The organism is Pseudomonas sp. Z1-29 (assembly GCF_051131995.1).
GTDB lineage: Bacteria > Pseudomonadota > Gammaproteobacteria > Pseudomonadales > Pseudomonadaceae > Aquipseudomonas.
This window is the reverse complement of the sequence record NZ_CP071645.1, coordinates 5,854,653-5,866,224: the sequence shown is the minus strand read 5'-3', so window position 1 is coordinate 5,866,224 and position 11,572 is coordinate 5,854,653. Positions and strand designations below refer to the sequence as shown.

Here is an 11,572-nt window from a genome sequence, read left to right as displayed (position 1 = left end):
TTACAGGGACATGGATGACCGCATGACCGTCTATCACCGCGCTGCCATGCGTGGGGCACTGCTTTATCTGGTGCTGTCAGTCGCCTGGCTGCAGCTGGTTGGTTATTTATTGAGCAGTTTCTTCGATCATTCGGCCGATCGGCTGCGTTGGCAACTGATCAACGGTTATGCCTGGGTACTCGTCAGTGCCGGATTGATTTTCATCGCACGGGTGCGGATAGCACGCTTTTTCGAAAAGGCCGAGGGCAATGTCGACCGTGAACGGTTACGCCAGGCCGCCGCGGTGTTCGACTGCACCCGCGAAGGCGTCCTGGTCACGGACCGCCATGGTTTGATCGTGCATGTGAACCGGGCATTCATGGCAATCACCGGCTATGCCCGCGACGAAGTGTTGGGCCGGCAACCGAATCTGTTCAAGTCCGGCCGGCATGGCCCGACTTTTTATCGAGAGATGTTTGCGGCGCTGTCCAGCCGCGGCGAATGGAGTGGCGAAATCTGGAACCGCCGCAAGAGCGGTGAAATCTACCCGCAATGGCAGACTATCCGGGCCGTCGTCGATGACTCCGGCGAAGTCAGCCAATACGTCGCGGTGTTTTCCGACATCAGTGCGATCAAGGACTCGGAGCATGAGCTGGCGCATCTGGCCCATCATGATCCGCTGACTGGCCTGCCCAATCGCCTGCTGTTTTCCGATCGCGCCGAGCAGGCGGTGGCTTCGGCGCAACTGCACAAGCGTGGGTGCGCGTTGCTGCTGCTGGACCTGGATCATTTCAAGAACATCAACGACAGCCTCGGGCACAACGTCGGTGACGAGCTGCTCAAAGGCGTTGCCGAACGCTTCCTCGGGCTGTTTGCGCCCGGTATCACTCTGGCGCGGCTAGGCGGTGACGAATTCGCGGTGCTGGTGGAAAACTGCTCGCAGCCGGGTCAGGCCGCCGCTTTGGCCCGGCGTATCCTCGATGCCTTGAAAGCACCGTTGCAGCTCGGCGAGCAATCGCTGTTTATCAACGCCAGCATCGGCATCAGCCTGTTTCCCGGTGACGCCCTCAGCGCCGGGCAACTGCTGCGCAACGCCGACTCGGCACTGTTCAAGGCCAAGAACAGCGGACGTGACGGCTACGCGTTATATACCGAGGAACTCACTGCTCATGCGCAGCAAAGGGTCGAGATCGCCTTCGAACTGCGTCGCGCGCTCCAGCAGCAGGAGCTACGCGTGCATTACCAACCGGTGCACGACCTGGCCACCAGCCGGTTGATCGGCGTCGAGGCGCTGGTGCGCTGGGAACATCCCGTGCGTGGTCTGGTTTCGCCGGCGGAGTTCATTCCCATCGCCGAGCGCACGGGGTTGATCGCTCAGATCGATGCCTGGGTCATGGACCAGGCTTGTCGGCAAATGTGTCTTTGGCAGCAGGCCGGTGTGGTTTTGTCATTCGTTGCGGTCAACGTCTCCAGCCGTTTGTTTGCTCGCCGCGAATTGTACGAGCAGGTCGCCCGCGTACTTCACGACACGGGCCTCGATCCGGCCTTCCTGGAGCTGGAGGTGACCGAAAGTGCGGTCATGGATGATCCGGAGGTGGCGCTGGAACAAATGCACCGTCTGCGGGAGTTGGGCGTGCGGTTGGCCATTGATGATTTCGGCACAGGTTATTCGTCGCTGCTGCGGCTCAAGCGTCTACCGGTGCAGAAACTCAAGATCGACCAGGGTTTTGTCGCCGGGCTGCCCTGGGATGAAGACGACGCGGCGATCGTCCGGGTAATCATCGCCCTGGCCCGCAGCATGGGCATGCAGGTGCACGCAGAAGGTATCGAGCAGCGAGAGCAAGCGGCATTTCTGCTTGAACAGGCGTGTGAGCTAGGGCAGGGCTACTGGTTTGGTCGACCGGTTGTGGCGCAACAGTTGGATTGGAATCGTGCACCGGTGATTGGCTGAAAGCGGAATTGCGATTTGGTTATATAAAAATTCTTAAATAGTCTTTTTAAGAATATCTGCACTTATCTAATATTGCTCCCACGCCGCAAGCAGTGCCGCCCACTGCCAGGCATTCATTCCAAGGAGCAGCAGCATGAGCGCATCCCTACGTAGCGTTGACGGCCAGGACGAAGCAACCATCTTGCGCGAGATCCAGAGTGCATTGCGTGACCTGCGCTTTGGCGCGGTGGAGATTACCGTGCACAACGCCCAGGTGGTCCAGATCGAGCGCAAGGAAAAATTCCGCTTGCAGCAACCGAGTCATAAACCGAGCTGAAGGATCACAGCCTGCGCCAGCCCCTGCCGGGGGGCTTGATGCAGGAGCTGCCGCAGGCTGCGATTCCGGTTACCGGACAAACGATTTCCAGAAGCCATAAAAACCAGAATTCCAGGAGCTTTCACCATGTCGTCGATTCGCCGTTATGCCTTGGCCGCCCTGGCCAGTGCTGTTTTTGCAGGTTCCGCGGTTGCCAAGGACTACGAGTTGCTCAACGTGTCCTACGACCCGACCCGCGAGCTGTATCAGGATTACAACGCCGAATTCGCCAGCTTCTGGAAAAAAGCCCATCCGGACGACACCGTGAAAATCCAGCAGTCCCATGGTGGTTCGGGCAAGCAAGGCCGAGCAGTAATTGACGGCCTGCGTGCCGACGTCGTGACCCTGGCCCTGGCCGGCGACATCGACGAAATCGCCAAATTGGGCAAGTCGCTGCCGGCGGACTGGCAAAAACGCCTGCCGGATGCCAGCACGCCTTACACCTCGACCATTGTGTTCCTGGTGCGCAAGGGCAATCCGAAGGGCATCAAGGACTGGGGCGACCTGATCAAGGATGACGTCTCGGTCATCACGCCAAACCCGAAGACCTCCGGCGGTGCCCGCTGGAATTTCCTCGCCGCCTGGGCCTACGGCCTGAAAGCCAACGGTGGCGACGAAGCCAAGGCCAAGGAATACGTGCAGGCGCTGTTCAAGCACGTGCCGATCCTCGACACCGGTGCCCGTGGCTCGACCATCACGTTCGTCAACAACGGTCAGGGAGACGTGTTGCTGGCCTGGGAAAACGAAGCGTTCCTGGCGCTGAAAGAGGACGGTGGCGCGGACAAGTTCGACATCGTCGTGCCGTCGCTGTCGATCCTCGCCGAACCGCCGGTGGCGGTGGTGGACAAGAATGCCGAGAAAAAGGGTAATGCCGAGATCGCCGAAGCGTACCTCAAGCACCTGTACAGCCCGGCCGGCCAGGAAATCGCGGCGAAAAACTTCTATCGTCCGCGTGACAAGGACGTGGCTGCCAAATACGCCCGGCAGTTCCCGAAACTTGAGCTGGTGACTATCGACAAGGACTTCGGCGGCTGGAAAACCGCACAGCCGAAATTCTTCAATGATGGCGGTGTGTTCGACCAGATCTATCAGGCGCAGTAAGCTGCAATAGAGCGCAATTCATGTGGGAGCGAGCCTGCTCGCGAAGGCGGTTGCACAGTCAATATTCATGTTGCCTGAGACACCGCTTTCGCGAGCAGGCTCGCTCCCACAGGCTGCGCCCGCTCACAGGCTGGCTTTGCTAACGGGTCCCGATTTACCGTCGGGCCAGTTCTAACCAAGGACCTTTATGTCGCGTCGCATATCCCCCGTCATACCCGGCTTCGGGCTGACGCTGGGCTACACCCTGGTGTACCTCAGTCTGATTGTGCTCATACCCCTGGCGGCGATGTTCGTGCATGCCGCCCAACTCACCTGGGAACAGTTCTGGGCGATCATTTCGGCGCCGCGGGTGCTGGCAGCCTTGAAGCTCAGTTTCGGCACCGCGCTGTACGCTGCGATCATCAATGGCGTGATTGGCACGCTGCTGGCCTGGGTGCTGGTGCGCTACACCTTCCCGGGACGCAAGATCATCGACGCGATGATCGATTTGCCGTTCGCCTTGCCCACCGCCGTGGCCGGTATCGCCCTGACCGCGTTGTACGCGCCGACCGGCCTGGTCGGCCAGTTCGCCACCGACCTGGGTTTCAAGATTGCCTACACCCCGCTGGGCATCACCCTCGCGCTGACCTTTGTGACGCTGCCGTTCGTGGTGCGCACCGTGCAGCCGGTGCTCGCCGACATTCCCCGTGAAGTCGAAGAAGCCGCCGCGTGCCTCGGTGCCAAGCCATGGCAGGTGTTCCGCCACATCCTCGTGCCGGCGTTGTTGCCGGCCTGGTTGACCGGCTTCGCACTGGCGTTTGCCCGGGGCGTGGGCGAGTACGGTTCGGTGATTTTCATCGCCGGCAACATGCCGATGAAAACCGAGATCCTGCCGCTGCTGATCATGGTCAAGCTCGACCAATACGACTACACCGGCGCCACCTCCATCGGCGTGCTGATGCTGGTGGTTTCCTTCGTCCTGCTGCTGCTGATCAACTTGTTGCAGCGGCGCATCGAAACCCCATAAGGAGGCGCGAACCATGTCCCAATCGTCTATTTCCGCCGCCTCCACCAACGCTGCCCGCCGCGGCAGCGCGGTTTCGCGGCGCATCCTGATCGGCCTCGGCTGGCTGGTTTTTGCACTGTTTCTGCTGTTGCCGCTGTTCATCGTGGTGTCCCAGGGCCTGAAGTCGGGCCTGGGTACTTTCTTCGCGGCGATCTTCGAGCCCGATGCGTTGTCGGCGCTCAAGCTCACGGTGATTGCGGTACTGATTTCGGTACCGTTGAACCTGGTGTTCGGCGTCAGCGCCGCATGGTGCGTGAGCAAGTATTCGTTCCGTGGCAAAAGCATGCTGGTGACGCTGATCGACCTGCCGTTCTCGGTGTCGCCGGTAATCGCTGGCCTGGTCTACGTGTTGATGTTTGGTGCCCAGGGCCTGTTCGGGCCATGGCTGTCGGATCACGACATCCAGATCGTGTTCGCGCTGCCGGGCATCGTCCTGGCGACGATCTTCGTCACCGTGCCGTTCGTGGCCCGTGAACTGATCCCGCTGATGCAGGAGCAGGGCACCCAGGAAGAAGAAGCCGCGCGCCTGCTGGGCGCCAACGGCTGGCAGATGTTCTGGCATGTGACTGTGCCGAACATCAAGTGGGGTCTGATCTATGGCGTGGTGCTGTGTACCGCCCGGGCCATGGGCGAGTTCGGCGCGGTGTCGGTGGTTTCCGGGCACATTCGCGGGGTGACCAACACCCTGCCGCTGCACGTCGAGATCCTCTACAACGAATACAACCATGTGGCCGCGTTCGCCGTGGCGAGCCTGTTGCTGATCCTGGCGCTCTTCATCCTGCTGCTCAAGCAGTGGAGCGAAAACCGAATCAACCGCCTGCGCGCCAGCGCCGCGGAGGAATAAGTCATGTCGATCGAAGTCCGTAACGTCAGCAAGAATTTCAACACCTTCAAGGCCCTCGACGATATCAGCCTGGACATCCAGAGCGGCGAGCTGGTGGCGCTGCTCGGCCCGTCGGGCTGTGGCAAGACGACCCTGCTGCGGATCATTGCCGGCCTCGAGACGCCGGACCAGGGCAACATCGTGTTCCATGGTGAAGACGTATCCGGCCACGACGTGCGTGATCGCAACGTCGGTTTTGTGTTCCAGCACTACGCCCTGTTCCGCCACATGACGGTGTTCGACAACGTCGCTTTCGGCTTGCGCATGAAGCCCAAGAACCAGCGCCCGAACGAAAGCCAGATCGCGACCAAGGTCCATGAGCTGCTGAACATGGTGCAGCTGGACTGGCTCGCCGACCGTTATCCGGAGCAGTTGTCCGGCGGCCAGCGCCAGCGTATCGCCCTGGCCCGCGCCTTGGCGGTAGAACCCAAGGTGTTGCTGCTGGACGAACCGTTCGGCGCCCTCGACGCCAAGGTCCGCAAGGAATTGCGCCGCTGGCTGGCGCGGCTGCACGAGGACATCAACCTGACCTCGGTATTCGTGACCCACGACCAGGAAGAGGCCATGGAAGTCGCCGACCGGATCGTGGTGATGAACAAGGGCGTTATCGAGCAGATCGGCTCACCGGGCGATGTGTACGAGAACCCGGCCAGCGATTTTGTCTATCACTTCCTGGGCGACTCGAACCGTCTGCATCTCGGGGAGGACCGGCATGTGCTGTTCCGTCCGCATGAAGTGTCGCTGTCGCGCTCGGAACTGGAGGACCACCACGCCGCTGAAGTGCGCGACATTCGTCCGCTCGGCGCGACCACGCGGGTGACGTTGAAGGTCGAGGGCCAAAGCGAACTGATCGAGGCCGAAGTAGTGAAGGACCACGATAGCCTGGTTGGGTTGGCGAAGGGCGAGACGCTGTTCTTCAAGCCGAAGGTCTGGCAGAAAGTTTCAAACCTTTAAAAGCTTCGCGAGCAGGGCTCGCTCCCACAAGGGGTTTGTGTACGACGCCAATCCAATGTGGGAGCGAGCCCTGCTTGCGAAGGCGGCCTCAGGCTGCGGCCCGCTTCTGATTGACCTTTACCGGCCCGGCCTGCGCCTCGATCTGTTGTTTGAGGTCATCGCGCATGCCCAGCAGGAATCCCGCCTCGACCACGACGAACAACGGCCCGACAATCAACCCGGTCAGATCATCGACGAACGCCGGTTTGCGCCCTTCGTAATAGTGGCCGACGAACTGGATCACCCAGCCCACCACAAACATGCCCAGGCCACCGGCCAGCCATATCGCCGTGCTTTGCGTGGCGAGCACCTGGCCCAGCCAGACGGCAAGCCCCAGCAGCACGGTCATCAGCACACCCAGGCGCAATTCCAGGCGCAGGTAGAACCAGGCACTGGCCACTGCCACCAGCAGCGCGGGCGAAATCAAAATCGCGCCAACCGGCCATCCCGGCCGTGACAAGAGCACGGCGACGGCAACGAAAATCAGCGGAATACCGATAAAATGGCTGGCGATGTTGCGTGGGTCGCGGTGATAGGTCGCGTATTGACTGAGATGATCGACGAGGCTTTTCATTGTTGTTCCTCCTGAGGTGATGCCCGCATGATGCCCAGGTTCCACCAGGCGCTCTGTCAGCTAGCCGACACTTGTCCCGGAGTTTCCATGAATACTCATCCCTGGCATGCGCACTTGATGACCGGCCACTGGTACAGCCATCTGCCCGCCGAGTTACAGAATAGTCTGCTGGAGATGTCGCGGCTGCGTCGCCTGTCGCCCGGTCAGCGGTTGTTCAAGCGCGGCGATCCGCCGTGTGGCGTGTACGCTGTGCTCGAAGGGGCGGTGCGGATCGGCGCCGTCAGTGAGCAGGGCAAGGAAGCGCTGTTGAGCGTCGTGGAGCCGCCCTATTGGTTCGGCGAAATCAGCCTGTTTGATGGCCAGCCACGTACCCATGACGCGCAGGGGGTCGGGCAATGCACGTTGTTGCATGTACCTCAGGCCGGGCTGTTGGCTTTTCTCGAAGAACAACCTGGTTATTGGCGGCAGCTGGCCTTGTTGATGAGCCACAAGTTGCGCCTGACCTTCGTCAACCTCGAACACCTGAGCCTGATGCCTGCTCCGGCCCGCGTGGTCCATCGCTTGCTGATGATTGCCGAAGGCTACGGTGAAATCGAACCGGCACGCCGGGTTTTGCAACTGCCCCAGGACCAGCTGGCGTTGATGCTTTCCCTGTCGCGCCAGACCACCAACCAGATTCTCAAGGATCTGCAGGGGCAGGGGATTCTTCAGCTTGGTTATGGCGAGATCGAAATCCTTGATATCCAGGGGCTGCGGCGCCTGGCTTCAACCTGATGTCGACCGCTCGTATAGATCGTGATTGCGCTACACTCGGATAAGATGAATTAAATATAGTGCATTTCGTGTTTTTAATGGTTTTTGCACTGTATACGATGCGGAGTTGGCGTATGGAAACCCTCGGTGCGTTGATCAGGCGATTGCGCAAGGAACACCGTCTTTCCCAGCAGGCATTGGCTGCGCAGTACGGCATGAGCCGCGCGACGATTTCCGGGATCGAAAACAATACTATTGCTGAAGTCGGCATTCGTAAGGTCGAAGCCATTCTCAACGGTTTTGGCTATGAGCTGACAGCGACCGCCCGTCCAGCGAAGCGCCCGACCCTCGACACGCTGAAAAAGGATTCTTTCCATGACTGATGAGCAAGGTCTGGACAGATTGCAAGTCACCGTCAGCGAAGCGGCTATCGGCGTCCTTGGGCGAGGCCAACAGCGCAGCGATTCAGTGTTCACTTATGCACCTGACGCGGATGAGGAGCATTCGGTTTCGCTGACCATGCCAGCGCGTCTTGAAAGCTATAGCTGGGAGCCCGGCGTACCACCGATCTTTGAAATGAACCTGCCGGAAGGCGCCTTGCGTGACGAGCTGGTGCGCCGTTTCAGTAAAGCGGTGCGGGGCTTTGACGACTTTGCCATGCTTGCCATCGTGGGACCTCATCAGCTGGGCCGGGTGGGTATTGGTCGTTTGCATACCGAGGCCGGGCCGCCCGAAACCAGTTTGGCGGACTTGTTGGTGCATGACGGGGCCGAGGGGCTGTTCGAGGATTTGCTGGACACCTACGGGCGATATTCGGGTGTTTCTGGAGTACAACCCAAAGTATTGGTACGCGACAGCGCATCCGCTGTTGATCGCTTGACTCACCGGGGTGCTACACATCTGGTCAAGGCGTTTCGCTCGGACGAGTTCCCCGAGTTGGCCGCCAATGAATTCTTTTGCCTGCGGGCCGCGTTGCATGCGGGGCTTGAAGTGCCGGAATTCGAGTTGAGCGAGCGCGGAAAATTTTTGATCGTCAAGCGTTTTGATCTGCCACGCACTGGCGAATATCTGGGCTTTGAGGATTTTTGTGTGCTCAATGGCTCGCCATCGAAAGCCAAGTATGACGGTTCGTATGAAGGCGCGGCCCGGCAGATCAAGGCGTTTGTTTCGCCTCATATACTCAATCAGGCGCTGGAGTCCTTGTTTAAAATCGTGGCTCTCTCGGCCGGATTGAAGAATGGTGATGCGCACCTGAAAAATTTCGGGGTGCTTTATAACCACTGTGGCGCGGATGCATCTATCCGGCTCGCGCCCGCCTACGACCTCGTCAGCACAGCGGTTTATATTCGTAACGACAACATGGCGCTCTTGTTAGGCGGTTCCAAAGCCTGGCCGAAATATAAAATGCTGATGGGGTTTGGCCGCTCGGCCTGCAATCTGACGGAGAGGCGCTGCAAGGATTTGTTGGAGCAGGTTATTCATGGGATGGACCTTGCGTTGGCCGAGATGCGTCGCTACATGGACGCTAATCAAACGTTCAGAGCAACTGGCGAAGCAATGGTCGAGGCGTGGAAGGCGGGGCTTGCACGCAGCCTCAAAGCTGACAACGACTGACCTAGGCCATCGCAAACAGGCTCGCTCCCACAGGTTCTGTGGGCGCCGCAGATCAAATGTGGGAGCGAGCTTGCTCGCGATGAGGCCGGCCCAGGTACGGTAGATCCCTAACGCAAGCCATCCCGAAACTGCCCCGGCGTCATCCCGGTCCAGCGCTTGAACGCGCGGCTGAAGCTGCTGGTATCAGCAAAACCCAGCAGATAACTGACCTCGCTCAATGAGCATTGCGGATCGCGAAGGTGTAGCAACGCCAGGTTTTCCCGGCATTCATTGAGCAGCGCGTCGAAGCGGCAGCCTTCGTCGGCCAGATGCCGCTGCAGACTGCGCAGACTCAGGTGCATGGTCTGGGCGATGCGTTCGGCGCTGGGTTCGCCTTCGGGCAGTTGTGCTTCGATGGCGGCGCGGACCTTGCGCTCCCAGGTCAACGGCTGGAGCTGGGCGAGGGTGCGCTTGAGCACGGTTTCGTTGTGTTCGGCCAGCTCCGGGTTGGCGTCGTCCAGGTGACTGTCGAAATCGGCGAGGCTGAACTCCAGGCAATCATGTCCGGCATCGAAGTGCACCGGTGAACGGAACACTTTGTGCCAAGGGGCGGGGTCTGCCGGCTCCGGTCGCCGCAGATAAACCGCCAGCGGGGCGTAATCGCGGCCGAGGCGGTTACGGCAGGTGCGCACGTAAATCGCGGCGAACGCGTCGATGGCTTCCAGGGCCGGCGCCGGACGTCCCGCCGGTACGTCGAGACTGAAGCGGTAGCGATCCTCGCCACGGCTCAGTTGCAGGGTCAGCGCATCGCTGACCACCGGGTGGTAGCGCACGATCCGCTCGAACACTTCCCGCAGGCTGCCGCTGGCTACCAGGGCATAACCCAGCGCATGAAAGGTGGTGGGGCTGACAAAGCGCGACACCCGCAGGCCGATCGCCGGATCACCGCTGGCCTGCACCGCGAGCGCCCACAGGCGCGTGGTGGCCGAGAGCGGATAACGGGCGTTCGGGTCGTCCATCCATTGTGGGTCCAGGCCCGCCTCCAGGCACAAGGCATAGCTGTCCAGGCCCAGTGCATCGAGCTGTTTGCGCAGGGCGCGGGTCCAGCTGGCGAGGGAGGTGGGTTCCGTCATGGCAATTGGCGCTTGCGGTCAACAGGTTGGCGTCTGCGGCTATCACCCCGTGAGGCAAGGCCCGGCAGGATTAGCTCATCGATAACAGAGGATTAAGCCATGCACGGCACTTGCGCAAGCCCCGAGCGATTGAATGCACAGCAGCGCTCCGCCCATATTCGCCAGGTGGTCCTGGCCCGGGGCGAAGAATTGCGCGAGCGCTATCCGATCCTGCGGCATCAGGATGCGCTGGGCGCGGGCATCCTGGCGTTCGCCCTGGCGGGGATGACCGGCTCGGCGCTGCTCTACATCAACGGCTATCTGGCCGGCTGGGCGTGCCTGCTGCTCAACGCCTTTTTTGCATCCCTGACCCACGAGCTGGAACACGACCTGATCCACAGTATGTATTTTCGCAAGCAGCGCGTGCCGCACAACCTGATGATGGGCCTGGTCTGGCTGGCGCGGCCGAGCACCATCAATCCGTGGATTCGCCGCCACCTGCACCTCAATCATCACAAGGTTTCCGGCAGCGAGGCGGACCTGGAGGAGCGCGCGATCACCAACGGCGAGCCGTGGGGATTGGCGCGCTTGCTGATGGTTGGCGACAACGTGATGTCGGCGTTCATTCGCCTGCTGCGAGCCAGGACCTGGGCGCACAAGCGCAGCATCCTCAGGCGCACGCTGAAGGTGTACTTCCCGTTGGCGCTGTTGCATTGGGGCGCGTGGTACGTGTTCCTCGGTTTCCATGGCGCCAACGCGGTTGCCGGGCTGCTCGGCACTTCGATCGACTGGTCGACCAGCACTCTGGCGACCCTGCACGTCATAGACATCGCGGCGGTGGTGATCATCGGCCCGAATGTGCTGCGCACCTTTTGCCTGCACTTCATCAGCTCGAACATGCATTACTACGGCGACATCGAGCCAGGCAACGTCATCCAGCAGACCCAGGTGTTGAACCCTTGGTGGCTGTGGCCGTTGCAGGCGTTCTGCTTCAATTTCGGCAGCAGCCACGGCATCCATCATTTCGTGGTGAAGGAGCCGTTCTACATTCGCCAGATGACGGTGCCGGTGGCGCACAAGGTGATGCGGGAGATGGGCGTGCGCTTCAATGATTTCGGCACGTTTGGGCGGGCGAATCGGTTTGTGGGTAAGGAAGGCGTTGCGAGGGAAGAGGCGAAGGCGGTTCAGGCCTAGGGCAGAGATATAGCTTTGTGGCGAGGGGATAAATCCCCT

Annotated in this window: 12 protein-coding genes; 10 read left to right on the top strand and 2 right to left on the bottom strand. The window is 60.5% G+C overall.

The genetic code is table 11. The features are described from left to right. The first annotated feature begins 22 nt into the window (after positions 1–22). The 6 genes from dibA to J3P84_RS26585 all read left to right on the top strand — a co-directional run bounded on the left by dibA (position 23) and on the right by J3P84_RS26585 (position 6,268). Positions 23–1,930, top strand: coding sequence for a phosphodiesterase DibA (gene dibA / locus J3P84_RS26610; protein WP_434626651.1), 1,908 nt, complete (start codon positions 23–25; stop codon positions 1,928–1,930). Positions 1,931–2,063: 133 nt separating this feature from the next. Then, a complete protein-coding gene (gene oscA / locus J3P84_RS26605) occupies positions 2,064–2,246 on the top strand; it encodes a sulfur starvation response protein OscA (RefSeq protein WP_003186967.1) in 183 nt (60 codons plus the stop codon). Between the two features lie 126 nt (positions 2,247–2,372). Further along, positions 2,373–3,386, top strand: a complete 1,014-nt coding sequence (locus tag J3P84_RS26600) for a sulfate ABC transporter substrate-binding protein (protein ID WP_434602450.1) — start codon at positions 2,373–2,375, stop codon at positions 3,384–3,386. A 187-nt stretch (positions 3,387–3,573) separates the two neighbouring features. Then, on the top strand, positions 3,574–4,392 hold the full coding sequence (gene cysT / locus J3P84_RS26595; RefSeq protein ID WP_013692011.1) for a sulfate ABC transporter permease subunit CysT: 819 nt from the start codon (positions 3,574–3,576) through the stop codon (positions 4,390–4,392). A gap of 13 nt (positions 4,393–4,405) precedes the next feature. Further along, positions 4,406–5,275 (top strand): sulfate ABC transporter permease subunit CysW, encoded by an 870-nt coding sequence (cysW, locus tag J3P84_RS26590; protein WP_434602451.1) that lies wholly within the window; start codon positions 4,406–4,408, stop codon positions 5,273–5,275. Positions 5,276–5,278: 3 nt separating this feature from the next. Further along, positions 5,279–6,268 carry a sulfate/molybdate ABC transporter ATP-binding protein gene (locus J3P84_RS26585; RefSeq protein ID WP_434626647.1) on the top strand — a complete coding sequence of 330 codons (990 nt, stop codon included), beginning with the start codon at positions 5,279–5,281 and terminating at the stop codon, positions 6,266–6,268. A gap of 88 nt (positions 6,269–6,356) precedes the next feature. On the opposite strand, the gene J3P84_RS26580 is transcribed toward J3P84_RS26585, so the two are convergent. Continuing rightward, positions 6,357–6,881: a DUF962 domain-containing protein gene (locus J3P84_RS26580; RefSeq protein WP_434626644.1), complete on the bottom strand. Its 525-nt coding sequence runs from the start codon at positions 6,879–6,881 to the stop codon at positions 6,357–6,359. Between the two features lie 87 nt (positions 6,882–6,968). Between J3P84_RS26580 and J3P84_RS26575 the strand changes: the two genes are divergently transcribed. The 3 genes from J3P84_RS26575 to J3P84_RS26565 all read left to right on the top strand — a co-directional run bounded on the left by J3P84_RS26575 (position 6,969) and on the right by J3P84_RS26565 (position 9,248). Then, on the top strand, positions 6,969–7,655 hold the full coding sequence (locus J3P84_RS26575) for a Crp/Fnr family transcriptional regulator (RefSeq protein ID WP_434626642.1): 687 nt from the start codon (positions 6,969–6,971) through the stop codon (positions 7,653–7,655). 113 nt (positions 7,656–7,768) lie between these two features. After that, positions 7,769–8,017, top strand: coding sequence for a helix-turn-helix domain-containing protein (locus tag J3P84_RS26570; RefSeq protein ID WP_434626639.1), 249 nt, complete (start codon positions 7,769–7,771; stop codon positions 8,015–8,017). Then, positions 8,010–9,248, top strand: a complete 1,239-nt coding sequence (locus tag J3P84_RS26565) for a type II toxin-antitoxin system HipA family toxin (protein ID WP_434626637.1) — start codon at positions 8,010–8,012, stop codon at positions 9,246–9,248. The genes J3P84_RS26570 and J3P84_RS26565 overlap by 8 nt, the downstream gene beginning before the upstream one ends. Positions 9,249–9,355: 107 nt before the next feature. Here the strand turns inward: J3P84_RS26565 and J3P84_RS26560 are convergent, their stop codons facing one another. Next, on the bottom strand, positions 9,356–10,360 hold the full coding sequence (locus J3P84_RS26560) for an AraC family transcriptional regulator (protein ID WP_434626634.1): 1,005 nt from the start codon (positions 10,358–10,360) through the stop codon (positions 9,356–9,358). A 99-nt stretch (positions 10,361–10,459) separates the two neighbouring features. On the opposite strand from J3P84_RS26560, the gene J3P84_RS26555 reads away from it, so the two are divergent. Then, positions 10,460–11,533, top strand: a complete 1,074-nt coding sequence (locus J3P84_RS26555) for a fatty acid desaturase (RefSeq protein ID WP_434626631.1) — start codon at positions 10,460–10,462, stop codon at positions 11,531–11,533. The last annotated feature ends 39 nt before the right edge of the window (positions 11,534–11,572 follow it).